This window comes from Streptacidiphilus neutrinimicus (assembly GCF_000787815.1).
GTDB lineage: Bacteria > Actinomycetota > Actinomycetes > Streptomycetales > Streptomycetaceae > Streptacidiphilus > Streptacidiphilus neutrinimicus.
The window spans coordinates 1-23,100 of record NZ_BBPO01000031.1; the positions used below are offsets into that span (position 1 = coordinate 1).

General features: G+C 73.3%; 23 protein-coding genes. 10 read left to right on the forward strand and 13 right to left on the reverse strand.

Annotated features, from left to right (window positions below; translation table 11 throughout):
• The first annotated feature begins 8 nt into the window (after window positions 1–8).
• Both TR48_RS20195 and TR48_RS20200 read left to right on the forward strand, forming a co-directional pair.
• Complete coding sequence (locus tag TR48_RS20195) at window positions 9–629, forward strand: class F sortase (protein ID WP_052442822.1); 621 nt, start codon at window positions 9–11, stop codon at window positions 627–629.
• 18 nt (window positions 630–647) lie between these two features.
• A complete protein-coding gene (locus TR48_RS20200) occupies window positions 648–1,076 on the forward strand; it encodes an STAS domain-containing protein (protein ID WP_052442812.1) in 429 nt (142 codons plus the stop codon).
• Window positions 1,077–1,118: 42 nt separating this feature from the next.
• Here the strand turns inward: TR48_RS20200 and TR48_RS20205 are convergent, their stop codons facing one another.
• A complete protein-coding gene (locus TR48_RS20205; protein WP_042369376.1) occupies window positions 1,119–1,472 on the reverse strand; it encodes a hypothetical protein in 354 nt (117 codons plus the stop codon).
• A 131-nt stretch (window positions 1,473–1,603) separates the two neighbouring features.
• Here TR48_RS20205 and TR48_RS20210 point away from each other — a divergent pair, with 131 nt between their 5' ends.
• Window positions 1,604–3,127, forward strand: a complete 1,524-nt coding sequence (locus TR48_RS20210) for a CYTH and CHAD domain-containing protein (RefSeq protein WP_042369377.1) — start codon at window positions 1,604–1,606, stop codon at window positions 3,125–3,127.
• Between the two features lie 19 nt (window positions 3,128–3,146).
• Here TR48_RS20210 and TR48_RS20215 read toward each other — a convergent pair whose 3' ends face one another.
• A complete protein-coding gene (locus TR48_RS20215; protein ID WP_042369378.1) occupies window positions 3,147–4,127 on the reverse strand; it encodes an alpha/beta hydrolase family protein in 981 nt (326 codons plus the stop codon).
• Between the two features lie 184 nt (window positions 4,128–4,311).
• Between TR48_RS20215 and TR48_RS20220 the strand changes: the two genes are divergently transcribed.
• Window positions 4,312–4,917: a TetR/AcrR family transcriptional regulator gene (locus tag TR48_RS20220; RefSeq protein ID WP_042369379.1), complete on the forward strand. Its 606-nt coding sequence runs from the start codon at window positions 4,312–4,314 to the stop codon at window positions 4,915–4,917.
• On the opposite strand, the gene TR48_RS20225 is transcribed toward TR48_RS20220, so the two are convergent.
• The 3 genes from TR48_RS20225 to TR48_RS44965 all read right to left on the reverse strand — a co-directional run bounded on the left by TR48_RS20225 (window position 4,910) and on the right by TR48_RS44965 (window position 8,773).
• Window positions 4,910–6,889 carry a glycoside hydrolase family 5 protein gene (locus tag TR48_RS20225; RefSeq protein ID WP_042369380.1) on the reverse strand — a complete coding sequence of 660 codons (1,980 nt, stop codon included), beginning with the start codon at window positions 6,887–6,889 and terminating at the stop codon, window positions 4,910–4,912. The genes TR48_RS20220 and TR48_RS20225 overlap by 8 nt on opposite strands.
• A 179-nt stretch (window positions 6,890–7,068) precedes the next feature.
• Complete coding sequence (locus TR48_RS20230) at window positions 7,069–7,533, reverse strand: DUF8821 family protein (protein ID WP_042369381.1); 465 nt, start codon at window positions 7,531–7,533, stop codon at window positions 7,069–7,071.
• 346 nt (window positions 7,534–7,879) lie between these two features.
• The gene (locus TR48_RS44965; protein WP_063771021.1) at window positions 7,880–8,773 is read right to left on the reverse strand and encodes a MerR family transcriptional regulator; all 894 of its coding nucleotides are present in this window, start codon (window positions 8,771–8,773) and stop codon (window positions 7,880–7,882) included.
• Window positions 8,774–9,172: 399 nt separating this feature from the next.
• On the opposite strand from TR48_RS44965, the gene TR48_RS20240 reads away from it, so the two are divergent.
• Window positions 9,173–10,111: an amidohydrolase family protein gene (locus TR48_RS20240; RefSeq protein ID WP_084729582.1), complete on the forward strand. Its 939-nt coding sequence runs from the start codon at window positions 9,173–9,175 to the stop codon at window positions 10,109–10,111.
• A gap of 40 nt (window positions 10,112–10,151) precedes the next feature.
• Here TR48_RS20240 and TR48_RS20245 read toward each other — a convergent pair whose 3' ends face one another.
• From TR48_RS20245 to TR48_RS20260, 4 genes are read right to left on the reverse strand one after another with little or no spacing between them, the layout of a single operon-like run.
• Entirely contained in the window at window positions 10,152–10,640 is a 489-nt protein-coding gene (locus TR48_RS20245) for a DnaJ family domain-containing protein (RefSeq protein WP_084729583.1), read from the reverse strand.
• A 1-nt stretch (window position 10,641) separates the two neighbouring features.
• Entirely contained in the window at window positions 10,642–10,893 is a 252-nt protein-coding gene (locus TR48_RS20250; RefSeq protein WP_042369382.1) for a hypothetical protein, read from the reverse strand.
• Between the two features lie 15 nt (window positions 10,894–10,908).
• Window positions 10,909–12,285: a glucose-6-phosphate dehydrogenase gene (gene zwf, locus TR48_RS20255; protein WP_042369383.1), complete on the reverse strand. Its 1,377-nt coding sequence runs from the start codon at window positions 12,283–12,285 to the stop codon at window positions 10,909–10,911.
• A gap of 16 nt (window positions 12,286–12,301) precedes the next feature.
• Window positions 12,302–13,882, reverse strand: coding sequence for a GMC family oxidoreductase (locus TR48_RS20260; RefSeq protein WP_042369384.1), 1,581 nt, complete (start codon window positions 13,880–13,882; stop codon window positions 12,302–12,304).
• Between the two features lie 172 nt (window positions 13,883–14,054).
• Between TR48_RS20260 and TR48_RS20265 the strand changes: the two genes are divergently transcribed.
• Window positions 14,055–15,473, forward strand: a complete 1,419-nt coding sequence (locus TR48_RS20265) for a cytochrome ubiquinol oxidase subunit I (RefSeq protein WP_201777138.1) — start codon at window positions 14,055–14,057, stop codon at window positions 15,471–15,473.
• A gap of 31 nt (window positions 15,474–15,504) precedes the next feature.
• On the forward strand, window positions 15,505–16,524 hold the full coding sequence (cydB, locus tag TR48_RS20270) for a cytochrome d ubiquinol oxidase subunit II (protein ID WP_042369385.1): 1,020 nt from the start codon (window positions 15,505–15,507) through the stop codon (window positions 16,522–16,524).
• Window positions 16,525–16,534: 10 nt separating this feature from the next.
• Here cydB and TR48_RS20275 read toward each other — a convergent pair whose 3' ends face one another.
• The gene (locus TR48_RS20275) at window positions 16,535–17,482 is read right to left on the reverse strand and encodes a cyclase family protein (protein ID WP_052442813.1); all 948 of its coding nucleotides are present in this window, start codon (window positions 17,480–17,482) and stop codon (window positions 16,535–16,537) included.
• A gap of 35 nt (window positions 17,483–17,517) precedes the next feature.
• Complete coding sequence (locus TR48_RS20280) at window positions 17,518–18,372, reverse strand: UbiA family prenyltransferase (protein WP_042369386.1); 855 nt, start codon at window positions 18,370–18,372, stop codon at window positions 17,518–17,520.
• 162 nt (window positions 18,373–18,534) lie between these two features.
• Here TR48_RS20280 and TR48_RS20285 point away from each other — a divergent pair, with 162 nt between their 5' ends.
• Genes TR48_RS20285 through TR48_RS20295 form a run of 3 tightly spaced genes read left to right on the forward strand, consistent with a single transcriptional unit; the run spans window position 18,535 to window position 21,187 of the window.
• Window positions 18,535–19,596: a type III polyketide synthase gene (locus TR48_RS20285; protein ID WP_042369387.1), complete on the forward strand. Its 1,062-nt coding sequence runs from the start codon at window positions 18,535–18,537 to the stop codon at window positions 19,594–19,596.
• 59 nt (window positions 19,597–19,655) lie between these two features.
• The gene (locus TR48_RS20290) at window positions 19,656–20,177 is read left to right on the forward strand and encodes an isoprenylcysteine carboxyl methyltransferase family protein (RefSeq protein ID WP_042369459.1); all 522 of its coding nucleotides are present in this window, start codon (window positions 19,656–19,658) and stop codon (window positions 20,175–20,177) included.
• Window positions 20,174–21,187, forward strand: a complete 1,014-nt coding sequence (locus tag TR48_RS20295; protein ID WP_042369388.1) for an NAD(P)/FAD-dependent oxidoreductase — start codon at window positions 20,174–20,176, stop codon at window positions 21,185–21,187. The genes TR48_RS20290 and TR48_RS20295 overlap by 4 nt, the downstream gene beginning before the upstream one ends.
• 28 nt (window positions 21,188–21,215) lie before the next feature.
• On the opposite strand, the gene TR48_RS20300 is transcribed toward TR48_RS20295, so the two are convergent.
• The gene (locus TR48_RS20300) at window positions 21,216–21,572 is read right to left on the reverse strand and encodes a hypothetical protein (protein WP_201777139.1); all 357 of its coding nucleotides are present in this window, start codon (window positions 21,570–21,572) and stop codon (window positions 21,216–21,218) included.
• Between the two features lie 80 nt (window positions 21,573–21,652).
• Complete coding sequence (locus TR48_RS20305; RefSeq protein WP_042369389.1) at window positions 21,653–23,047, reverse strand: DUF4331 domain-containing protein; 1,395 nt, start codon at window positions 23,045–23,047, stop codon at window positions 21,653–21,655.
• Between the last annotated feature and the right edge of the window lie 53 nt (window positions 23,048–23,100).

Consider the following 23,100-nt stretch of genomic DNA (forward strand, 5'->3'; position numbering starts at 1 on the left):
CCCTCGGGCTGGCGGTCGCGGCGCTGGCGGCGGCGGCCGGGTGCGCCGGGGGGCTCACCACCGACCATCCCGTCGCCGGAGCTGCCGCGCCGGGCTCGACCGCCCAGTCGGCCGGCTCCGCCCCGGTCTCCGTCCCGACGGCGGCCGTCCCGATGGCCGCCTCGGCACCGGAGCGCCTGGCCATCCCGGCGATCGGCGTGGACACCTCGCTGCTGCGCCTGGGTCTCGCCGCGGACGGCACCGTCCAGGTCCCGCCGATCGCGGCCGATGCGCCGGCCGGCTGGTACGACGGCTCGGTCACTCCGGGCGAGCGCGGTTCCTCGGTGGTCCTCGGGCACGTCACCGTCGGCCGGTACGGCGACGGCGTCTTCCTGCGGCTGGGCCACCTGGCCGCCGGGGACCGCATCGAGGTCACCCGCGCGGACGGCACCACCGCCGACTTCACCGTCACCTCCACGCACCGCTACGCCAAGTCGTCCTTCCCCGACCAGCAGGTCTACGGCCCGAGCCCGCAGCCGGTGCTGAACCTGGTCACCTGCGCGGGGGCCCCGAACACGGCCACCCACACCTATCCGGACAACCTCGTCGTCAGCGCCGTCCTGACCGGCTCCACCGGTCACGGCGGCTGACGCCCGGGAGACCCTGCCATGCGCCACCACCGTCCGCTGCGCCCGTGCGGCGCGTTCGCGTCGCACCGCCTCGCCTTCCAGGCGCGGCCCTGCCGGGGCCTGCCGCGCCGCCCCGCCTGCTGCCCGGTCCTGCACCTGGCGGGGGAGCTCGACTTCGCGGCCGTGCCGGCGCTCCTCCTCGCCGTCGCCCGCGCCCTGGAGCTGCCGCGCGGCGGTCACGCGGGGCGGGGCCTGGTGCTGGACCTGGGTGCGCTCACGTTCTGCGACGCCGCCGGGCTGACCGGCCTGCTGCAGGCCCGGGGCATGGCCGACGCCGTCGGCGTGCCCGTCCTGCTGGCGGCGCCGCCGCGCAAGGTGGCCCGCATCCTCGGGGTCTGCGATCTGCGGCGGTCCCTCCCGCTCCACCCCTCGACGCCGGGACGGCGCCGCCCCTGCTTCGCGCGGTGAGCGTCACCTCCCGGGCGAAGCAGGGGCGGCGGCGCGGGGCCGTCAGGTCTCCAGCACCTCGTCGAGCCCGACGGGGTCGGCCTGCCCGGTGCCCTCGCTGACCACCAGCGGCGGGAGCGCGCTCTCCTCCGTGATGCCGGGGGTGCCCTTCGCGAACCCCAGGTATCCGGCCGAGCGCATCACGGGCTGGCGCAGGACCGCCTCGTAGCGGCCGAGCACCTGGTCCTCCTCGTTGACGAGCAGGAGCGTGGCAGGCATCGCGTGGCCTCCGCTGACCCTGAGCACGGGGATGCCGGCCCGGTAGCTGAGGGAGAGGATGCCGATCTGGTCGAGGGTCACACCGGTGGCCGGGGCCAGGATGGCGCCGCTGTCCGGGACCGCGTGTTCGCTGCTCATGACGCACCTTCCGCTTCGTGCCGGTCCTGTGGGCTCCGGCGCGCTTGCCCCTTCTGCGCGTGCTGACACGCGGCAGGTCCGGCTCCGCCGGTCCGGTGCGTAGCGCGCGGCGCCCGGGGCAGACGCCGTCCATGCCCAGCAACGCACACACCGAGCACGAGATCACCTTCGACGGGGTCCCGGCCGGGGACCTGACGGCCACCCGACCCGCGGCCGTCGCGCGAGCCGAAGCGGGCGACACCGAGATCCTCGACGCGGTCTACTTCGACACCCCCGACCACCGCCTGCTCAGGCGAGGAGTCACCCTGCGCCGCCGCGCCGGCGGCCACGACGCGGGCTGGCACCTCAAGCTCCCCGGCGAGCACGGAGGACGCCGCGAGATCGGGCGTCCGCTGCGCGACGGAGGGACCGAGGAGGAGATCCCCCAGGAGCTGTCGGCCCTGGCCTGCGCCTACGCGCGCGGCGGGCCTCTGGAACCCGTGGCCCATCTGCTGACCCATCGGCGCAGGGTGCTCTGGCTCGACGCGAAGGAACGCCCGTTGGCCGAGCTGGCCGCCGACCACGTGGCCGCCCGCGTCCTGGACGGCGCCGGGACCGGAACCGGGACGCCCGCGCAGCCCGAGCTGAGCACCTGGGACGAGACCGAGGTGGAGCTCGTCGACGGCGACGCGAAGCTCCTGGACGCCGCGGCGCGGAAGCTGACCGAGCGGGGCCTCCATCCCGCCGACCGAGGCGTCAAGCTGGCCCGGGCCCTGCGCGCCGCCGGACTGGACGTCGAGCCGCCGCGGCGCACCGATGTCACGGGGGCGGGCAGGACGGCCGAGGCAGTCGTCGCGGCCCTGAGGCAGCACGCGAGGCGCCTGATCGCCCTGGATCCGGACGTCCGGCTCGACGAGCCCGACGCCGTGCACCAGATGCGCGTCACGGCCCGCACGTTGCGCAGCCTGCTGCGCGCCTGCGCCCCACTCTTCGACACCCGGCGCAGCGATGAACTGGCCGCGGACCTCCGCTGGCTCGGGCACGAGCTCGGCGGCTACCGCGACCCGGAGGCGCTGCGGGAGCGGCTCGTCGGCCAGGCCCGTGAACTGCCCGCCGACTGCGGCCCCCGGGCGGCCGAACGTAAGCTGCGCAAGCTGCTCGACCGCCGCTGCCGCCGCGCCCACCGCCACCTGATGACCGTGATGTCGTCGCCTCGCTACTTCGCACTGCTGGACCGGCTGGAGGAGTTCACCGCCGACCCGCCTCTGCGCCCGGGCAAGCGCGCCGGGCGCGGCCGCGCCAAGAGCTTCCTGCGCCACGAGGCGCGGCGGACCGAGCGGCGGCTGCGCAAGGCGCTGCGACAGCCCGTGGGCGAGGAACAGGACGAGGCGCTGCACCGCGCCCGCAAGGCGGCCAAGCGGACGCGCTACCTCGCCGGAGCCCTGGAGCCGGTCGTCGGCGCGAAGGCGGAGCGTCTGGAGGCCCGGCACAAGAAGATCCACAAGCGGCTCGGAGCCCACCAGGACGCGCGCGGCGCCGAGCAGGCCCTGGGCGAGCTGGCGCGCCTCGACGGAACCCGGCCGGGCGAGGCCTTCGCCTTCGGCGTCCTGCGGGCCCGTCAGCGCGACGCCTCCCCGGCCCACATCGCCGCCGCCCGCCGCGCCGCGGGCCTTTGAGCCACGCTGACGGACGGAGCTACGGCGCCTTGGACTCCACGCGGCCGAACGCGTCCGGGGCGGCTGACAGCGCGTCGCACGCCTTCTGCCAGGCGGGGTCGGCGGGGTCGAGCGCGGTGCGAAGGTAGGCCCAGGTCAGATGCCGGACGGCGGTGACGCGGGCGGGGTTCTCGTCGGTGGTCTCGGCGACGTCGTAGCCGGAGACGCCGCCGAGGCCGTGTTCGGCGCCGAACAGGGTGAGCAGGGTCTTGGGGGCGGGGGAGAGGTGGTAGGGGTCCGTGTGCCAGGAGGGGCCGCGGACCGTCAGGTGGGGCGAGGCGTCGGCGTCTCCGGCGACCACGAGGGCGGGCGTGGTCATCGTCGAGAAGTCGATGGTGGAGAAGAACCCGTAGTGCTCGATCACGAACTCGGTCAGCGCGTCGCCGCCCCGGCCGGGCGCGGCGAGCAGCACGCCCGCCTTGACGCGCGGCTCCTTCAGGTCCACTTCCTCGCCGGTTCGGGGGTCGGTCAGCCGGGCTCCGAGCAGCATGCTCGCGGTGTGGCCGCCCATCGAGTGGCCGGCCACGGCCACCCTGTCACGGTCCAGGCGGCCGCGGAGCTGCGGAACGGTCGCCTCGATCGTGTCGAGCCCGTCGAGCACGCGGGTCATGTCCTCGGCGCGGGAGCGCCAGTACAGCGGCGCCTCCGGGTCGTCGGGGTCCAGCCGCAGCGTGCGCGAGCTGAGGTGGGTGGGCTGGATCACGGCGAAGCCGTGCGCCGCCCAGAAGTCGGCGAGCGGCGCGTAGCCGTCCAGCGAGGAGAGGTGGTTCGACGGGCCGTGTCCGTGTGAGAGGAGCACGATCGGCAGATCGCCGCCGCTCGTCGGCGCGGAGACGCGGACCTGCAGGTCGACGGCCCGGCCGGGGGCGGGCAGGGTCACCGGGGCGACCGAGAGGACGGGGGCGGGCGCGCCGAGGGCGGCGGCCGCGTAGGTCGGTGCGTTGGTCGGTGTCGTGGTCATGGGGAGTGTTTCCCTTCCGGAGGCCCTGCCACGGACCTCGACGGGCGGTGGCGGACGCGAGGGACAGGAACGCCGCGCTCGGCTAGTCTCTAAGCGGAGCGTCGTTCCGAAACTATACGGATCAGCGTTCCGTTTCGTCAACGGCTACGCAGTCAACGGCTACGCAACGGAGAAGGGGAGTGCGGTGTCGGCAGCAGAGCAGCCCGCGTCGGTGGCGGCACGAGGCAAGCGCGCCGACGCGCTGCGCAACCAGCAGACGCTGCTGGCCGCCGCCGCGGAGGTGTTCGTCGCCTCGGGCGTCGACGCGCCCATCCGCCAGATCGCGGCCAAGGCGGGCGTCGGCATCGGCACCATCTACCGGCACTTCCCGACCCGGGCGGACCTCGTGGTCGCCGTCTACCGCCACCAGGTCGAGGCCTGCGCCGAGGCCGGACCGGCGCTGCTGGCCCAGGCCGGCTCGCCGCTGGCGGCGCTTCGCCAGTGGGTGGACCTCTTCGTGGACTTCCTGGTCACCAAGCACGGGCTGGCGAACGCGCTCCAGTCCGACAGCGGCGGCTTCGAGGCCCTGCACGCCTACTTCCTCGACCGCCTCGTCCCTGTCTGCGGCCGGCTCCTCGACGCGGCCGAGCAGGCGGGCGAGATCACGCCGGGCGTCCGGCCCTACGAGCTCATGCGCGGCATCGGCAACCTCTGCGTCGGGCGTGACGGCGACCCCGCCTACGATCCGCGCCGCCTGGTCGGGCTGCTCCTGCGGGGGCTTCAGCAGGAGCAGCCCGACGGGCTCAGCTGAGCGGTCGGCAGAGCAGCGCGTCCGGAACGCCTCCGTCGTTCCAGTTCCAGGTGTACGCGACGCCCGCGACGTACTCGTTGTCGGCGCACTGGCCCTTGTAGTAGCCGGGGGCCCAGTCGCTGGCGGTGGAGCCGCCGCTCGACGGGCGGTTGTCGCCGTGGTCGAACCAGACGTCGTGCCCCGTGGTCGGCAGCGGCGTGGCCGAGGGCGCGCACAGCAGCGCGGCCATGGCGTTGTTGTTGACGCTGTAGCCCGCCGCGAAGGTGTTGTCGGGGCACTGAAGCTTGCTGTAACCCGAGGCCCAGTCCCCCTCGGTGACATAGCGTTCGTCGGTGACCACCGTCCAGGCGCCGGACGCCTTGGCGGGCTCGTTCGCGTCGGTGCACAGGCCGCGGCTGTCGCTGCGGCCGAGCGCGACCAGGCGTTCGGTGTCGGGGCAGTCGCCCTTGCGGTTGCCGTAGGACCAGTCGGGCTGCGCCAGCATGGTCGCGGAGACGTCGTAGTCGGCGTGGTCGAGGTCCAGCATGTTCCAGTGGTTCGCCTGGGGGACCTGGCCGGTGTGGCTCGGCGCGTCGACCAGCGCGTTCCAGTCCGCGGCGCGCCAGTCGCCGCCGTCCTCGATGCCCTGGCGGACGCCGCTCGCGGAGTAGGACAGCAGCGACCAGTTGTCCTGCTGGTCGCCGTTCGCGTCGGTGTAGCCGATCAGCGGCCAGACGGCGAAGTCGGTGTCGTTCTGCTCCAGGATGTTCGTGAAGTTGTCGAACCAGGCCTGTTCCTTGCTGTCGGTCGAGCCGCGCCCGGCGGCGCCGAACTCGCTGACCCACACCGGCGCGGTGAAGTGCTGGCCGGACTGGGTGACGAACAGGGCTTCGGAGTTGACCGCCTGGGCCAGCTGCGCGGGGGTCAGGTCCTCGTAGCGCGGGTCGCTGGTGGCGCCGAGGCCGCTTGCGGCACCGGAGTTGGCGGGACCGGTGTAGGCGTAGAAGTGGGCCGAGTAGACGAGCTTGCCCGAATCGATCAGGGTGTTGGAGAGGTTCGCGACCGGCGTCAGCATCGGACGTCCGTGCGGCAGCCCGTTGAGCGGGATGCCGTACCAGTTGATGCCCTCCATGATGACGAGCATGTCCGGGTCGGCCTGGAGGATCTTGTTGCCGGCGTCCTCGAAGGCGGCGTACTCGTCGTGGTCGTCGTACCAGCCCCAGTTGGGGTCGTCGGTGATGTCACGCCGGACCTCGTTGCGCAGGTCCGCGCCGACCACGCGCTTGTTCGCCTGGTAGCGGTTCACCATGAACAGCCAGTCGGCCTCCCACTGGGCGGTGGTCTGACCGCTGTTCCAGCGCTCGTTGCCGTCCACGCCGCAGCACCAGCGGTAGGTGGTGGTGTGGTTGTTCAGGATCACCGCGAAGCCGTCGGCGGTGAGCGCTGCGACGACCGCGTCGTAGACCTGCAGTGGGGTGTCGCCGCGCAGTTGGGGGTTGGCCGCCACGGCCGCGTCGGGCACGGTGGAGGTGTCGTGGACCAGCGCGTCGGCGAACGGCAGCCGGATCGCGTCCAGGCCGAGGGAGTGGTAGTCCGCGAGGATCTGCGAGAGCGGCGCCCGGTCCAGCCCCAGCGGGACGTCGTAGGACACCTCGCCGTGCTCGTTGTTCGCCGGGTCGGTCGCGTCGCCGCTGCCCAGGTAGTGGCCCTGGGCGCCGTCCCAGTTCCCGGCCTTGAGCTTGAACCGGTTCCCTTTCGCGTCGACGATGTACCGCCCCCTGGTGCTGAGCGGCCCCGTCCAGGAGGCCGCCAACTGCGGCCCGGTCAGCGCGACCGGCGGGGCGGCCGCAGCCGTCGAGGCGAAGGCGGCGGCCTCCGCGTCTGCCGCGGGCGCGGGGACCGCCGCGGCCAACAGGCCTGCTGCGGCCAGCGCGACGGGCGTCACCAGGGCGACGGCCCGGGCGACGACCGACGGGCGACGGGTCGATGTCATGAAGTTGCCCTCCCAGGCTGAGGATTGGGGAGAGGAGGGTGCCGGTGACGGTGGTGTGTGCCGGGCTTGGCGCCCGCTGTCACGGAGGCTCCCCGAGAGGGCATGCGCCCGTCAAGAAGGGCGGCGAACGGTGCGGGTCCTCACCCGCTGAACGCGGAGCGCGATGGTCGACGCAGGGGTCAGTACTCACCCTTGATCACGAAGAAGGAGCCGCGGATCTCGCCCGCGAGCTTCGACTTCTGACGGGCGAACTTGAAGCGCGTCGCGAGCTCCTCGGGGACGTCCATGCCCTGCGAGAGCTTGAACCCCACGGCGCGCTTCTTCCCCTCCTCGACGCCGTACATCACGTTCACCGCCAGGCCGGACTCGTAGAACACGTAGGCCATCCGCAGGCCGTCGACCTCGAAGGAGGACACCTCCAGCGGGCGGGAGGAGAGGACGATGTCGCGCTCCTCGGACAGCACCCGGTTCACGTAGGCGAGCACCTCCGGCGCCTCGTCCGCGGGGCTGACGGTGAACACGTGGTCGTACTTGTTCCTGTAGTAGCGCGCCTCGTTCGCGCGCAGCCCTGCCAGCGCCTCCGCGACCGGGGACGACTCCAGGCCGACGGTGGACACGTTCACGAAGTCGACGGCGTAGGGCATGCGCTCTCCTGACGGCGGTGGCCGGATCGGACGTCATCCCAGCTTGCAGGCACTGCGGCACCCGCGCCAGCGCCGGGGCCACGTAGACGCCGGCGTGGTGCGCGGACGACCTGCCGGCGCCGAAGAAGACCAGGTCACCGGGGACCGGAGATGCGGGTCGAGCGCGGAGAACGGCCGCCCGATCGCCCCGGCTGGTCGGGCGGCCGGAGCGAGAGGCGGTGCCAGGGACACCCCACGCGCCGCAGCGCGCATCTGTCAGCACGACAGCCGGGTTCTGGGAAGGCCGCCGCCGCCCCAGAAGTCTGACCAGCGGGTGGGGACGTCTCCGGTCCCGGGCGTCCGCCGGCTACTCCGAGGCGCGGCCGTGGTCGCCCGCGCCGGTGGAGGATTCGGCGAAGAGCGGCAGGCCGGGAATGCTCTCCAGGTCGGACAGGACGAGTTCGCGGTCCTCGGCCTCGGCGATGTCGTCCGCGGCGGCCAGGGCCTGCTCGGCCCAGGCGCGGGCCTGGGCCTTGTCGCCGCCGACCGCGGCGGCGCGGGCGAGCGCCTCGTAGGCGAAGGCCAGGTCCCAGTCCCCGATCCCGTTCTCCCGGCAGATGTCCAGGCAGCGCCGGGCGTGGTGCAGCGCCGGTTCGGCCCGTCCGAGCACGGCGTAGACGCGGGAGCACTGCCACTCGCCCCGGCCGCGGTGGACGGCCTCACCGACCTGTCCCCAGTGGTGGCGCGAGGCGTGGGCCATGTGGAGCATCCGGTCGTCGTCCTCCACCGATCGGTCCTCCTGCTCCAGCAGCCGCCAGACGCCGTTGAACAGGTCGACGGCGAGCTTCCGCTGGTCCGGGGAGATGGTGCCGCTGTCGGGCTGGTCGCCGCTCATGGTGACGGTGATCCCTTCGTCGATGAGGTGGTCGGTGCGGTGGAGGGCACCGCGGGTCCGGTCCAGTCGGGCCTGGAGCCGTCGGCGGTGCTGCGTCAGGACGCGCTCGGTGACCGTCGCCTGGTCGCCGCCCGCGGCCAGGCAGGCGCGGACCTGTTCCAGCGGGAGGTCTACCGCGCGCAGCGTCTGGATCAGCCGGGCGGCGGCGACCTGTTCGGGCCGGTAGTAGCGGTAGCCGGTCCCGGGGTCGACGGCCGCGGGCTCCAGCAGGCCCACCCGGTCGTAGTGCCGCAGGGCCTTCGTCGTCAGGCCGGTCTGACGGGCCAACCGGCCGATCGTGACCAGCCGGTCCGTTCTCTCGTTCACGGCCCCGAATCTAGAACCTTGCCCCACGGCAAGCTCAAGCCCCGCCGACCGGGCCCCTCTCGCGGGCCGGGCCCCTCTCGCGGGCTGGGCCGTGCCGGGCCGAGCCGGGCCGTGCCGACGCCGCCGTCCGGCCGCCGCGACCCTCGCCCGCGGCGCGCCGGACACCCGTCGCCTCCGGGTCGCTGCGCTCCCCTGCGCCGCAGCACCCGTGCGACGGCGTGCTTGAGCGGCTCCCGCGCCGTCCGGGGGGTTGTGCGCGGGAGCGCTCCCAAGAGGATCCCCTGCCTCCGCCCACCCTGTCCAGACGGCGTCCGCGCCTCCTCGGCGACGGTCACCCCGGCGGGCAGGGTCTCGGACAGGGGTGGACCTGTCCCCGGGTGAGGGCCGATGGTGGGCGGTATGAGTGATCACCGCGTGCCTCCGAGCGATCCCGCCGGCTCCGTCGACGACACCCCGACCTGGCGTGCGGAGGCCGCCGAGGTGCGGCGCTTCTGGGGCCGGCTCGGTCTTCCTGGGCTGGTCGACGTCCACACGCACTTCATGCCCGAGCGCGTCCTGCACAAGGTGTGGGAGTACTTCGACACGCAGGGCCCGCTGATCGGCGGGGTCGCGTGGCCGATCGCCTACCGGGCCGCGGAGGCGGAACGCGCGGCCGTGCTGCGGCAGTTCGGCGTGCGGGCCTTCACCTCGATGTTGTACCCGCACAAGCCCGGCATGGCCCGGTGGCTGAACGCGTGGGCGGCCGACTTCGCCGCCCGGACGCCCGACTGCCTGCACACCGCCACCCTGTACCCCGAGCCGGGCGTGGAGACCTACGTCCGCGAGGCCGTCGAGGCCGGCGCGCGCGTCTTCAAGGCGCACGTCCAGGTGGGGGCCTACGACCCGGCCGACGAACTCCTGCGGCCCGCGTGGGGTCTGCTGGCCCAGGCCGGGATTCCCGTGGTGATCCACTGCGGCTCCGGGCCCGCGCCCGGCAAGCACACCGGCCCCGAGCCGATCGCACGGATGCTGGAGCGCAGTCCGACGCTGCGGCTGGTCATCGCGCACCTCGGCATGCCCGAGTACGAGGACTTCCTCGACCTGGCCGAGCGGTTCGAGGAGGTGCGGCTGGACACGACGATGGCCTTCACCGACTTCGCCGAGCGGCTGATGCCCTTCCCGCGCCGGGCCCTGCCGCGCCTCGCGGCGCTCGGTGACCGCGTGCTGCTCGGCTCCGACTTCCCCAACATCCCCTACCCGTACCTGGACCAGCTGCACGCCCTGGAACGCCTCGGCCTCGGGGACGACTGGCTGCGGGCCGTGTGCCACGACAACGCAGCCCGACTGTTCGGACTGTGACCCGGGCGGCGGGGGCGGGGATCCCGGGCGGCCGGCGGGCTCAGGCGGCGCGTCGCCGCAGCAGACGCCGCAGGAGACCGCGCCGGCGGGCGCTCTCCGCCACCGGCGGGGCCGGCGGTTCCTCCGTCGGGGACGGACGGCGGCTGCGCCAGTCGTCGACGACGTCCTCGACGTCGTAGGGGACCAGGTTGAGCGGGGGACCCTCGGTCGGCCCGCGCAGCGACCTGCGGATCTTCTCGTTGATGTCCAGCACGATCCGCCGCACGTCCGCCTCGGTCGGGGCGGTGGCGGCGGCGGTGAGCTCGTCCTCCGCCTCCTTGCGCAGGGCGAGGGTGGGCGGCAGGAAGGAGAGCCCCTCCCGCGCGAGCTTCTGTCTGACCCACCACAGCTCGTCGTAGGGCTCGTCGAGGTCGGGCAGGGGCTCACCGGACCCCGGCAGGTTCTCGAACTCGCCGCGTTCCTGCGCCTCCCGGATCTGCTGGTCGACCCAGGACTCGAAACTGACGCCCGCCGGCTTGCGTTCGGTCATGCTACGAGCCTCGCATGATCCGCGCGACGGACAGAGGGTCTTCGCCGAGTTCGACCAGGCGTTCCGCGAGCCTGCGGTTCTCGGCGTCCTTGGTGTTGTCCAGCTCCGCGATGTTGGCGAGCGCGGCGTTCGCGCCCTCGTCCGCACCGTGCTGGAACACCCGGCGCAGCAGGTCGTCCGCGGTGGCCCGGGTCAGGCCCGGGGCCAGCCGCAGCAGCTCGTCCGTGTACAGGTCGACGGGATGCGGTTCCATGCCTCCATGGTCCGCTCAGGCGGACGGATCGTGCCAGGCGTCGCCCTCGGGAAGCAGCGCGTCCGCCTGCTTCGGGCCCCAGGTGCCGCGCGCGTACGGGTGGACGGGGGCCACGTTGCCGAGGATCGGGTCCACGACGCGCCAGGCGGCCTCGACGGTGTCCTCGCGGGCGAACAGCCAGCGGTCGCCGTCCAGGGCGGCCCCGATGAGGCGGTCGTAGGGGCGCATGTCGGAGCCGGGGATCTCGCTGAAGGAGAGCTCCTCGTGCTTCGCCTCCCAGGCCCCGCCGGGAGCCTTGCCCGCCAGGGTCAGGCCGACCTGCGTCTCGGGCCAGACCCGGAAGCGGAGGCTGTTGGCGGCGGGGGTGGGCCGCAGCCCGAAGACGTCGTGCGGGGCGGCGCGGAAGTGCAGGGTCACCTCGGTGGCCGTGACGGGCATGCACTTGCCGGCGCGGATGAGGATCGGCACGTCCGCCCAGCGCCAGGAGTCGGCCGCGAGCCGTACGGCGGCGAAGGTCTCGGTGGTCGAGCCCGGCGCGACGCCCTCGACGTCGAGGTAGCCCTCGTACTGGCCGCGCACGATGTGCTCGGGGTCGAGCGGACGCAGCGAGTTGACGACGTTGGACTTCGCGTCCCGCCACGACTCCAGCCCGCGTCCGGCGGGCGGTTCGGCCAGCACGGTGGCGAGGACCTGGAGCATGTGGTTCTGCACGACGTCCCGGACGGCTCCGGTGCGGTCGTAGAACCGGCCGCGGTCGGAGACGTCGAACGCCTCCGCCATGGTGATCTGGACGCTGCGGACGTGGGTGCGGTTCAGCAGCGGCTCGATCACCGAGTTGGCGAACCGGGCGAAGAGCACGTTCTCCACCGGGTCGAGGCCGAGCCAGTGGTCGACCCGGTAGATGGCGTCCTCGGGGAAGTACTGGTGCAGGGTGTCGTTGAGCGCCCGGGCGCTGGCCAGGTCGGTGCCGAACGGCTTCTCGACCATGACGCGGGCGCCCTCCGCGCGGCCCGCGCCGGCGATGCCCTGGGCGATCCGGCCGAACAGCGGCGGAGGCACCTCCAGGTAGTACAGGGCCTGCCGGCCGTCGCCCATCTCCTGCGCCATGGCCGCGTAGGTCGCGTCGTCGTCGAGGTCGCCGTCGACGTAGCGCAGCAGCCCCAGCATCCTGGTCGCCGCCGGAGTGGTCGGGTCCATGCCGTTGAGCTTCAGCGAGGCCTCGGCGTAGTCGCGGAACTGCGGCAGGCCCCAACCGCTCTTGGCCACGCCGATGACGGGCCGGTCGAGCACGCCGCGCTCCACGAGACCGACCAGCGCCGGGAAGGTCTCCAGCTTGGCCAGGTCGCCGGTGGCGCCGAAGATGACCAGCGCGTCCATCTGGTTGCTTGCCATGTCATGACCCTCCTGTTCAGCCGAGGCGCTGGGCGATGTGGTCGCCGACGCGCAGGGCGTTGGCGATGGCCGTCAGCGACGGGTTCACCGCGCCGATGCTGGGGAAGAAACTGGTGTCCACGACGTAGAGGTTGTCCAGGTCGTGGGCCTTGCAGGTGACGTCCAGGGCGGAGGACGCGGGGTCCGTGCCGAACCGCACGGTCCCGGCCTGGTGGGCGGTGGCCCCGATGGGCATCCCCTTGTGCAGGTAGATGCTGTGCGGCAGCAGGTGGTGCTCGTGCATGCCGAGGCGTCCGAGCATGCCCTGGAGCTGGTGGCGCAGTCGGTTCAGCCCGGCGATGTTGTTCTTCTCGTCCAGGGCGAGGTGGATGTTGTCGTCCTTGTCGAGCGTCACGCGGCTGGAGGCGAGCGGCAGGTCCTCCCCGCAGAGCCAGAAGTCGACCGCGTGGTGGGCGAGCACCTCGAACGGCATGTCGGGGGAGACCGCGCCGGCCCAGCGCGGGGCCTCGCCGTGGATCTGGTCGGCGTCGGACTTGCCCAGCATCTGGATGCCGCCCATGGGGAACTCCCAGTCGTCCCCGGCCAGGTACCAGTCGTGCAGGGCGAGCGTCTTCTGGAAGGCGGTCGGGTTGGGCTCCTTCGAGACCGCCATCAGTGCCAGGTTGTTGTGCCGCATGTAGTGGCGGCCCACCGTGTCGGAGCTGTTCGCCAGCCCGGCGGGGTGCGTGTCGCTGGCGGAGCGCAGCAGCAGCACGGCGGAGTTCACCGCGCCGCAGGAGACCACGACGATGTCGCCGGCGAAGGTGCGGCTGTCGCCGCCGTCCATGCGGGCGACCACGCCGGTGACCGTGCGGCCAGACGGGTCCGTCTCCAGCCGGCGCACGTCGGCGCCGGTGACCAGCTCGACGTTGGCGTGCCGCAGGGCCGGGTCGACGCAGCGGACCTGGGCGTCGGACTTCGCGCCCAGCAGGCACGGGAACCCGTCCACGCGGTCGCAGCGGATGCAGGCGCTGTCGTGCGTGGCGGCTCCCCGCTCGTCCTGGGTGAGGTTCACGCCGATAGGCAGGTGGAACGGGTGCAGGCCCTGCTTCTCCAGGTCGTCGCTGAGCTGCTGGATCCGCGGCTCGTGGGCCACCGGGGGATAGGCGTACTGGGCGCCGGCGAAGCCCTCCGTCGGGTCCTCGCCGTGCCGGCCGTGGACGAGGTAGAGGTGCTCGGCCTGGGTGTAGTAGGGCTCCAGGTCCTCGTACCGGATCGGCCAGGCGGGGGAGATCCCGTCGTGGTGGCGCAGTTCGCCGAAGTCCTCGGGGCGCAGCCGGAACAGGGCCGCGCCGTAGAACTTGGTGTTCCCGCCGACGTAGTAGTTGACCTCCGGCGGGAAGGCGTTGCCGTCCTTGTCGTACCAGTACTCCGGGGCCCGGTACTTTCCCTTGACGAAGACCGCGGTCGAGTCCCAGTTGTCCCGTTCACGGGGCAGGTAGCCGCCGCGCTCCAGGATCAGGACCCGTTTTCCGGTGGACGCCAGCCGGTGGGCGAGTGTGCCGCCGCCCGCGCCGCTGCCGATCACGATGACGTCGTAGTGCTCGTTGTCAGCCAAGTGGACTCCTCACACGCACCGGCTGCCACGCTATAGCGAGTGCCGTTCCGGTGCGACCGCACACCACAGGGATCGAATGGGCGTTCGCATGCGGCCGATCGGCTGAGGCCCGGCATGTTGCCCTGCCGCCGCCCGATCCGCGTGATTCACTCGCGGAGAAAAGTGGTCGCGCATGCGCAGAGACATCCAGGCGGCGGGGAGCACGGTGAGTCAACTCGACCTTGCACGGCTCCAGTTCGCCATGACCTCGATCTATCACTTCCTGTTCGTCCCGGTCACCGTGGGCCTCGGCTTCCTCACCGCGCTGCTCCAGACCGCCTGGCACCGCACCGGCCTGGTCGACTACCTGCGGCTCACCCGCTTCTTCGGCATCCTGCTGCTGATCAACGTCGCGGTGGGCGTGGTGACCGGCCTGGTGCAGGAGTTCCAGTTCGGCATGGACTGGTCCGTCTACTCCCGCACCGTGGGGGACGTCTTCGGCGCGCCGCTCGCCATGGAGGGGCTGGCCGCGTTCTTCCTGGAGTCGACCTTCCTCGGGCTGTGGGTGTTCGGGTGGGACCGGCTGTCCCGGCGCGTCCACCTCGCCGCCATCTGGGCCGTGGCTCTCGGCGGAGCGCTCTCGGCGGCGTTCATCATGGCGGCCAACTCCTGGATGCAGCACCCGGTCGGATACGCCGTCAATCCCACGACGGGCCGCCCGCAGCTGAACGACGTGTGGAAGCTGTTCACCAACCCCGTCTTCCTGCGGGGCTACCTGCACGTGCTGCTCGCGTCCGTGGTGACCGGGGCCGTCGTCATGCTCGCGGTCTCCGCCTGGCAGCTGCGCAAGGGGCGGGCGCCGCTGGTGTTCCACGCCTCGGCCCGGCTGTCCCTGGTCGTCCTGGTGCCGACGATCCTGGTGGCGATGCTGGTCGGCAGCGAACTCGGCGTCACCGAGGGCAAGTACCAGCCGATGAAGATCGCCGGCGCCGAGGCCCAGTGGACCACCTGTCAGCCCTGCTCCTTCTCGCTCATCCAGGTCGGCGGCGGGAAGAACGACCAGACGCCGACGAAGATCATCGAGGTGCCGCACCTGCTCTCGCTGCTGGCCACCAACCACTGGAACGGCAAGGTCCTCGGCCTCGACACGGTGAACAGCCAGTACCAGGCGCAGTACGGCCCGGGGGACTACGTCCCGAACATCTTCATCCAGTACTGGTCGATGCGGGTGATGGCCTACCTCGCCGTGGTGGTGCTGCTCGTGGGCCTGTGGGGGCTGTGGCTGCTGCTGCGCAGGAGACTCAGCACGGCGAAGGCCTTCCAGCGGGTGGCGACCTGGCTGGTCGTCCTGCCGTTCCTGATGAACACCGCCGGCTGGCTGCTCACCGAGAGCGGCCGCCAGCCCTGGATCGTGCAGGGCCTCCAGCTCACCCGCAACGGCGTGTCGCCGTCGATCAGCACCACCACCGTGGCGATCAGCATCATCGTCTTCTTCGTCCTGTACGCGGCGCTGGCCGTCGTCGAGATCGTGCTGATGGCCCGCTACGCCCGCCGGGAGCCCGCCGCCGCACCGCCGACCAGCGAGGTCCCGCAGCCGGCCCCCGCCTACTGACACCCCGACACCGCACCCACGAGGTCGCACGATGGCGCTCGCCACCTTCTGGTTCATCCTCACGGCCGTGCTGTGGACCGGCTTCTTCGTCCTGGAGGGCTTCGACCTCGGGGTCGGCCTGCTGCACACCGTGGTGGCCAGGGACGAGCCGGGCCGACGCGCCGCGATCGGCACGATCGGACCGCTGTGGGACGGCAACGAGGTGTGGCTGATCGTCGCCGCCGCGGCCATGTTCGCCGCCTTCCCCGGCTGGTATGCCACCCTGTTCTCCGGCTACTACCTGGTGCTGGTCGTGATCCTGGTCGGGCTCATCCTGCGCGGGGTCTCCTTCGAGTTCCGCGACAAGGTCGAGCGCTCCGGCTGGCGCAGGACCTGGGAGGCCACGCTCACCGTCGGCAGCCTGCTGGTCCCGTTCTTCCTCGGCGTCATGCTGGGCGGCATGCTGCACGGCATCCCGGTCGGCCAGAACCAGGAGTTCTCCGGCTCGTTCGCCGACCTGTTCTCCGGGTACGCCGTCTTCACCGGAGTGACGCTGGTGCTGCTCTGCCTGCTGCACGGCGCGGTCTTCCTCGCGCTGCGGACCACCGGCACCGTCCGCGGCCGGGCCCGGCTGCTGGCCCGGCGCATCGCCCCGGTCACCGCCCTGGCCGTGCTCGCGTTCCTGCCGTGGACCCACTCCACCGCCGGCAAGGGCGTGCTGCCGAGCATCATGCAGCTGATCGCGGTCCTCTTCGTGCTCGCCGCCGCCTGGCTGGTGACGGCCGGTCACGAGGGCTGGGCCTTCACGGCCACCACCTTCACCATCGCCACCTGTGTGCTGTCGGTCTTCGTCGACCTCTACCCGCGCCTCGTCGTGTCCAGTACGAACCCCGCGTACGACATCACCGTCGGCAACGCGGCCTCGGGGAACTACGCGCTCAAGGTCATGTCCGTGGTGGCGATCGTGCTGTTCCCGGTGGTGCTGGCCTACCAGGGCTGGACCTACCGTGTCTTCTGGCGCCGCGTCTCGGCCGATCACTACGGCGGCCGTGTCGCCCGGCCCTCGGAGTGAGCGTCCGCCGTCACAGCACCGCGACGGGATTGACCGGGCAGCCGGTGCCGCCGCGCAGCCGCAGCGGAGCGACCACGCACAGGAACGACCAGCGGCCCTCGGCCGCGCACAGCGGCGCCAACTCCTCGAACTGCAGGTAGTCGAGCAGGGGCAGCCCCAGGTCGTGGATCGCGAGCACGTGGACGGGGAAGCCGACCCCGTCGACCGGGCTCGGGGCGCAGTCGTTGTTGCTGTCGCTCCCGAGGACGGCGATCCGCCGCTCGGCCAGCAGAGTCACCGCCGCCGGGTGAAGACCGGCGCGGCTCTCGGAGGCGTCCCACGGGCCGAGCTCGTGCCGGCGGCGACGGTGCCCGACCCGCACGAACAGCAGGTCCCCCGGGCCGAACCGCACTCCCTGCGCCTCCTCGGCGGCCAGCAGGTCGTCGGCCGTCACGACCTCGCCCGGCTCGAGCCACGGCACGCCCCGCACGGCCGGGATGTCGAGCAGGACCCCCCGGCCCACGATCCCGGCCTCGGCCGCGGTGACCGAGAGCGCGCCGGCCCCCGCGTCCGTCAGCGTGTCCGCCGAGACGCCCCCGTACAGGGTGCCCTCGTAGACCACGTGGCACAGCGCGTCGAAGTGGCTGTCGACGTCGCCGTGCACGTTCATCTCGATCCGGTCGCGGGCGAACTCCAGCCCCTGTCCGCGCATCCGGCCCGCGACCGCGCCGGTCATCGGATGCCGGGCCGGATCCGGGTTCCCCGGGCCCGGCTCCGTCGCCACGGGCGCGCCGAGCCCCACATGACGCCCCGTCCGCACCTCCCTCACGGCGGCGAGCACGCGCTCCGCCGTGAGGTGCTCCAGAGCGCCGCGCGCCGGGCTCCCGGCCGGGGCGAGCCGGTGCACCTGCCGCCGCAGCTCCTCGAAGGCGGCGAGGTCCAGGCGCGGGCCTCCGGCGCCGGGCGCGGATCCGTCCATGATCTGGTCCTTCCCGTGGTGCGGAGGCCCCGCCCTCAGCGCAGGGCGGCGCCGCGCAGGAGCAGCAGGGCGAGGTCGAGGGCGCTGAGGCCGATGGTGAGCAGGAACGGCAGGCGGCTGTCCGCGCGCCGCGCGCGGGGGAGGGCGGCGGCCGCCGTCAGCGCGGCGGCGAGGGCCAAGCCCGTCCACCCCAGCGCGCCCGGCGGGCCGGGCGGCCCGAGGGCCAGCAGGAGGGACGCGCCCAGCAGCGCGAGCGCGGCGAGGGCCCGGCTGCGGGCGGCGCCCAGGCGGTGGGGGAGCCCGCGGATGCCGTCGGCGAGGTCGGCGTCGATGTCCGGCAGCACGTTGGTGAGGTGAGCGCCGACTCCGAGCAGCGCGGCGGCGGCGAGCAGCCAGGCAGGCGGCCACGGGTGGCCCGGCAGACCGAGGGTGACGAAGGCCGGCAGCAGACCGAAGGCGAGCGCGTACGGGAGCCAGGACCAACGAGTCCGCTTGAGGACCGCGTTGTAGGCGAGCGCCGAGGCCACCCCCGTCAGGTGTGCGGCCCCCGCCGTCGGCCCGGAGGCGAGCGAGAGCGGCACACAGGCGACACCCGCCCCGCAGGCCGCGGCGCGCGCCGTGGAGGTGGTCAGCGCCCCGGCGGCCAGCGGCTTGTCGCGGCGTCCCGCCGCGATGTCGCGCCGCACGTCGATGACGTCGTTGCTCCACCCGACGCAGAGCTGACCGGCGAGGACGGCGAGGCCCACCAGCAGGCACCCGGCCGGACCGCGGCCGACGGCGACGGCCAGCGCGGTCGCCATGCCGGTCACCGCGAACGCCGGCGCGGGATGCGCGGCCGACACCAGGCCGCCCGGCACCCCGCCCCCTCGCTCGATCGCTTCCACGGGCACCCCCCGATGCTAGGCCCCTGCCCGCCGGGCCCAGCACCGCCGCGCCGCTCGGCCGGCACGTGGCGGACAGGCGCGCCCTGACACGGCGTCCGACGGGGGTCAGCCACGCGCGGGGAGGCGGGCATGGTGGGATCCGGGCCGGGTGAGGCCTACGATGGCCGAATGACCCGGATTGTCGCGGTTCAGGGGGCCTTGCCGCCGAATTGGTACCCGCAGGGTGAGATCACTCGTATGGTGGGCTCGGCGTGTCGGCTGCCGCGTGGGGACCGGGAGGTCCTGGAGCGGGTCCACGCCTCGTCCGGGGTGACGGGGCGTCACCTCGTGCTGCCGATCGACGAGTACGCCGGCCTGGACGGGTTCGGCGCGCGCAACGACGCGTTCGTGCACGGGGCGCTGGACCTCGGTCGCGACGCGATCCAGGGCGCGCTGGACCAGGCGGGGCTGCACGCCCGGGACGTCGACCTGGTCGTCTCCACCTCGGTGACCGGCATCGCCGCGCCCTCGCTGGAGGCGCGGCTGGCCGCGAGCCTTGGCCTGCGGCCGGACGTGAAGCGGGTACCGGTCTTCGGCCTGGGCTGTGTCGCGGGGGCCGCGGGCCTGGCGCGGCTGCACGACTACCTGACCGGCCATCCCGAGGAGACGGCGCTGCTGCTCTCCGTCGAGCTGTGCTCCCTCACGCTGCAACGGGCCGACGCCTCCATGCAGAACCTGGTCGCGGGCGCGCTGTTCGGCGACGGCGCGGCCGCCGCCCTGGCTGTCGGCTCCCGCCGGGACGGCGTCCCCCCGGACGGGCCCGAGATCGTCGCCACCCGCAGCCACCTCTTCCCCGGCACGGAGGAACTGCTCGGCTGGACCATCGGCGACACCGGCTTCCACATCATGCTCGGCTCCGACCTGCCCGACCTGGTGCGCGGTCAGCTCGGGCCCGTCGTGCACGGCTTCCTCGCCGACCACGAGATCAAGGCGGGCGACGTGACGGCCTGGGTCTGCCACCCTGGCGGCCCGAAGGTGCTCGACGCGGTGCGCGACGCCGTGGATCTGCCCGCGCGGGCCCTGGAGCTGACCTGGCGCTCCCTCGCCGAGGTCGGCAACCTGTCCTCCGCCTCCGTGCTGCACATCCTGCGGGACACCCTCGCGCTGCGGCCGCCGCCCCCGGGCACGCCGGGGCTGCTGCTCGCGATGGGGCCCGGATTCTGCGTCGAACTCGTCCTCCTGCGCTGGTAGCCGCCGATGAACGCCGTGAACGCCGTGACGCCGGGAGCGCCGTGAACACCGTGAGAGCCGTGAACCCGTACACCGTCCTGGTCCTGCTGGTCGCCCTGGAGCGGCTGGCCGAGCTCGTGACCGCCCAGCGGCATGCCCGCTGGAGCCGCGCGCGCGGCGGCGTCGAGCGGGGCGCCGGGCACTACCCCGTGATGGTCGCCCTGCACACGGGCCTGCTGGCCGGCTGCCTGCTGGAGACCGGGCTGCTGCACCGGCCCTTCGTGCCCTGGCTGGGCTGGCCCGCCCTCGCCGTCGCGCTGGCGGCCCAGGCGCTGCGGTGGTGGTGCATCACCACGCTCGGGCCGCGCTGGAACACCCGGGTCATCGTGGTCCCGGGGCTGCCCCTGGTGGACCGCGGGCCCTACCGGTGGCTGCGGCACCCCAACTACCTCGCCGTGGTCCTCGAAGGCCTCGCGCTGCCGCTGGTCCACGGCAACTGGATCACCGCAGCGGTGTTCACCCTGCTCAACTGGCCGCTGCTGGTCACCCGGGTCCGCTGCGAGAACACCGCGCTGGCTCTGGGCCTGGCGACGGCAGGGTGATCGACCTCCTGGTGGCCGGGGGCGGTCCGGCCGGGCTCGCCACCGCCATCCACGCCGCGCTCTCCGGTCTGGACGTGGTCGTGGCCGAGCCCCGCCCGGGCCCGATCGACAAAGCGTGCGGCGAGGGGCTCATGCCCGGCGGCGCGGCCGCCCTCAGCGCGCTCGGCGTCCAGGTCGACGGGCGGCCGCTGCGCGGCATCCGCTACCTCGACGAGGTACGGCGGGCCGAGGCGCGCTTCCACGGCGCGCCGGGCCTGGGCGTGCGGCGCACCGACCTGCACGCCGCGCTCGCGCGACGGGCCGGGCAGCTGGGCGTCCGGGTGCTGCCGCTCCGCGTGGACGGCGTGCGCCAGGAGGGCGACCGCGTGCGCGCCGCCGGGCTCGAGGCCCGCTACCTCGCCGCCGCCGACGGCCTCCACTCGCCGACCAGGCGCGCGCTCGGTCTGGACCGGCCGGTGCTCGGCCCTCGCCGTCACGGGCTGCGCCGCCACTTCGCCGTCGCCCCCTGGTCCGACTGCGTCGAGGTGCACTGGTCCGAGCACGCCGAGGCCTATGTGACGCCGCTGGCGCCCGCGTTGGTCGGTGTCGCCGTGCTGACCGCCGGACGCGGCTCCTTCGAGGAGCACCTCGCGTCCTTTCCGGCGCTCGACGAGCGGCTGCGCGGGGCCGCCGCCGGGCCGGTCCGGGGAGCGGGGCCGATGCGGCAGCGCGCGCGGACGCGGGTAGCCGGCCGGGTGCTGCTGGTGGGCGACGCGGCCGGGTACGTCGACGCGTTGACGGGGGAGGGCCTGTCGCTGGCCTTGTCCGGCGCGGCCGCCCTGGTGGCCTGCGTCCACGCGGGCCGACCCGACGCGTACGAGCGCGCGTGGCGTCGGGTCACCCGTCGCCATCGCGCGCTCACGCAGGCGCTGCTGTGGACCCGTCAGCGGTCGGCGCTCGCACCGTTCGTGGTCCCGGCCGCGGCCCGCCTGCCCTTCGTCTTTACCGGGCTGGTCAACGGGCTCGCCTGAGCTCCGGCTCCGCCGAGACGTCGGCGCGTCAGGCCCAGCGGTAGTCGCTGACCTCGCCGTCGGCGACGGTGACGACGCCGTGCGGGGTGTCGTCCCGCTGCCAGACGGTGTAGCGGCCCACGGGGAGCGGGGTGAGCACGGCCGCGTACACGGTGCGGTCCGGGAGGTGGCGCGGGCGGACGGCCGCGTGGGTGCGCTGCTCCGGCCGGCCCTCGGGGCTGGCGTGGATCTCCAGCCCGTCGTCGGCGTCGGAGGCGTGGATGACCAGGGCTCCCGTCCCCGCGCCGATGTCGAGGAGGACGCTGCCCTCGTGGGACGGCGCGGGCAGGGGAGCGTGCTGGTGGGGCAGTTCGGCGTGGTGCTCGCGGAGGTCGGGGTGGGTCATGACCGGCTCCTTCGGGGGCGGGTCGGCTCCGGTGCCCGGACGGTGGTCGCCCGGGCACCGGAGCGGATGCGGCCGTGGGATCAGGAGGCGGGGTGGTGGTACCCGTCGTACGGCACGCCCAGGTACGGGAAGTGGTCCAGGTAGGGGGTGCCGGGCGAGTGGTTGTCGAGCCCGTCGGTGATCTCACCGGCCGCCGCGTCGGGGTGGTACGAGGGGTCGACGAGCGCGTAGGTCAGGCCCGCGATCGCGCGCAGCTCGACGGTGACGACGTCGTCGAAGACCCGGCGCCCGTTGGGGAATCCGGCCGGGTCGCCGCCGATCAGGCCGAGGATGTTCGGGCGGCGCGTGGGCGGGATCGCGACGTTGAGGCGCAACATGTCGGCCTCGGTGCTGCCGGTGAAGTTCTGGAATCCGGGGACGATGCCCTTGGGGATGCCGGTGAGCAGGATGGCGAGCAGGTCGGTCCGGGGCTTGCCGGACGCGTCCAGCGCCGCCAGGTGCGGGAACACCCCCGGGTAGAGCACCGGCAGCAGCCCCGCGAGCTCGGGCTTGGCCACGTAGGAGGCGAACCGCTTGTCGTCCGACGGGGGCAGGGCGTTCCACTCGTCCTTGCGGGACATCGGGATCAGGACCTCGTTGACCAGCGGGTTGCCGAGGCGCGAGACTTGGACGAAGGGCCCCGACTCGCAGTCCTCGCCGCTGCCCCGCTCGATGATGCGCGAGGCGCGGCGGCTCGCGGTGGTCCACACGCCGATGACCGCGCGCGGGTCCTCGACGTCCCTGCCGTGCCAGCCGTGGCGGGTCAGCTCCTCGACGGGGACCCGCAGAGCGATGCTGTGGACGTTGAGCTCCTTGGTGGTGTTCACCCCGGGCTGGTTCGGCAGGCCCTGCTGCTTGGCGAAGACCTGGAGCGACTGGAAGGGCCGCAGGTCGGCGAGGTCGAAGATGGACCCGAGGTCGACGTAGAAGCCCTCCGCGCGCTGGCCGGCGAAGACCCTGCGGTTGCCGCCCAGGCGGTGCACGGCTTCGCGGGCGAGCTTGGGGTAGTCCGGCGTCGACAGCGGGCCGATGTTGCACGGCGGGCACATCAGGTCCTTGCCCAGCACGGTGCTGCGCCCGCCGGCCTCGACCCGGGTGACCGTGTAGGTCTGGAAGCGGTTCCAGCTCGGCGAGTCCAGGGACGTGATCTGGCCGGTGTTGTAGAGGAAGGTGTTCCGGTCGCGCAGGTGGGTGGTGAAGCGGAACTGGTAGGTGACGTCCGCGCGCGCGTCACCGTCGTTGTCGATGTGGATCTCGTACAGCACGTCGTCGCCGAACTCGTAGAAGTTCGGGCCGCCCGCCGGGTTCTGGAGCGGGATGTAGTTGGCGATCAGCGTCACGGTGTCGCGGTCGTCGGGGCTGACGAACGCGTACAGGTCGGTGCTGTCGGCGACCGGGTCTTTGGCGATCTCGGGTGCTTCGCGGTGGGAGGACAAGCCGTACCTCGCAGACGGGGTGAGGGGACCTCAGGACAGGGGGGTTCCGGGCC

What these genes read in the sequence shown, in the direction of transcription:
- TR48_RS20240 (WP_084729582.1), top strand. Translation starts at nt 9,173, where the DNA reads ATGAGTGATCACCGCGTGCCTCCGAGCGATCCCGCCGGCTCCGTCGAC.
- TR48_RS20250 (WP_042369382.1), bottom strand. Translation starts at nt 10,893, where the DNA reads ATGGAACCGCATCCCGTCGACCTGTACACGGACGAGCTGCTGCGGCTG.
- TR48_RS20300 (WP_201777139.1), bottom strand. Translation starts at nt 21,572, where the DNA reads ATGACCCACCCCGACCTCCGCGAGCACCACGCCGAACTGCCCCACCAG.
- TR48_RS20230 (WP_042369381.1), bottom strand. Translation starts at nt 7,533, where the DNA reads ATGCCCTACGCCGTCGACTTCGTGAACGTGTCCACCGTCGGCCTGGAG.
- zwf (WP_042369383.1), bottom strand. Translation starts at nt 12,285, where the DNA reads ATGGCAAGCAACCAGATGGACGCGCTGGTCATCTTCGGCGCCACCGGC.
- TR48_RS20265 (WP_201777138.1), top strand. Translation starts at nt 14,055, where the DNA reads ATGCGCAGAGACATCCAGGCGGCGGGGAGCACGGTGAGTCAACTCGAC.
- TR48_RS20215 (WP_042369378.1), bottom strand. Translation starts at nt 4,127, where the DNA reads ATGACCACGACACCGACCAACGCACCGACCTACGCGGCCGCCGCCCTC.
- TR48_RS20245 (WP_084729583.1), bottom strand. Translation starts at nt 10,640, where the DNA reads ATGACCGAACGCAAGCCGGCGGGCGTCAGTTTCGAGTCCTGGGTCGAC.
- TR48_RS20200 (WP_052442812.1), top strand. Translation starts at nt 648, where the DNA reads ATGCGCCACCACCGTCCGCTGCGCCCGTGCGGCGCGTTCGCGTCGCAC.
- cydB (WP_042369385.1), top strand. Translation starts at nt 15,505, where the DNA reads ATGGCGCTCGCCACCTTCTGGTTCATCCTCACGGCCGTGCTGTGGACC.
- TR48_RS20285 (WP_042369387.1), top strand. Translation starts at nt 18,535, where the DNA reads ATGACCCGGATTGTCGCGGTTCAGGGGGCCTTGCCGCCGAATTGGTAC.
- TR48_RS20225 (WP_042369380.1), bottom strand. Translation starts at nt 6,889, where the DNA reads ATGACATCGACCCGTCGCCCGTCGGTCGTCGCCCGGGCCGTCGCCCTG.
- TR48_RS20205 (WP_042369376.1), bottom strand. Translation starts at nt 1,472, where the DNA reads ATGAGCAGCGAACACGCGGTCCCGGACAGCGGCGCCATCCTGGCCCCG.
- TR48_RS20275 (WP_052442813.1), bottom strand. Translation starts at nt 17,482, where the DNA reads ATGGACGGATCCGCGCCCGGCGCCGGAGGCCCGCGCCTGGACCTCGCC.
- TR48_RS20210 (WP_042369377.1), top strand. Translation starts at nt 1,604, where the DNA reads ATGCCCAGCAACGCACACACCGAGCACGAGATCACCTTCGACGGGGTC.